This is a genomic window from Vibrio sp. S11_S32 (genome assembly GCF_014694465.1).
Taxonomy (GTDB): domain Bacteria; phylum Pseudomonadota; class Gammaproteobacteria; order Enterobacterales; family Vibrionaceae; genus Vibrio; species Vibrio algicola.
Genome location: NZ_JAAUWS010000167.1, coordinates 1 through 317, shown reverse-complemented (window position 1 = coordinate 317; position 317 = coordinate 1). Strand labels below are relative to the sequence as shown.

Annotated in this window: 1 pseudogene; it reads right to left on the bottom strand. The window is 39.7% G+C overall.

The annotated features are described in order from the left end of the window. Positions 1-190: pseudogene (locus HC723_RS17120) on the bottom strand (IS5/IS1182 family transposase); the annotation flags it as partial. Positions 191-317 lie beyond the last annotated feature (127 nt).

The following is a 317-nucleotide window of genomic DNA, read 5'->3' as shown; positions in this document are numbered from 1 at the left end:
CTCGATGCATTGCCGTTTCTGAAATTGACCTTTTATGATACCCAAACCGTGTTTTCCACTGCTTATTAGAACCATAAAACTGTTGAAACCCGACGGATAAATTTCGTGGATGTCCCTTTTCCCAAAAAACTGCACCAAGTCTTGGGGGCACAAGTGGGGTGGCTTTTTTGATACGAATGGCTTCATAGCATGGCTTTGTTGCGTAATTCAAATTTAGAGGTGACAACACTAGAATGGTATTATTTCAATCAATTCGGTAAGTTTTAGGCATACCTAGCCCTGTTAGTTTATTTAAAGCTTTGATCATTGCGTAAGCT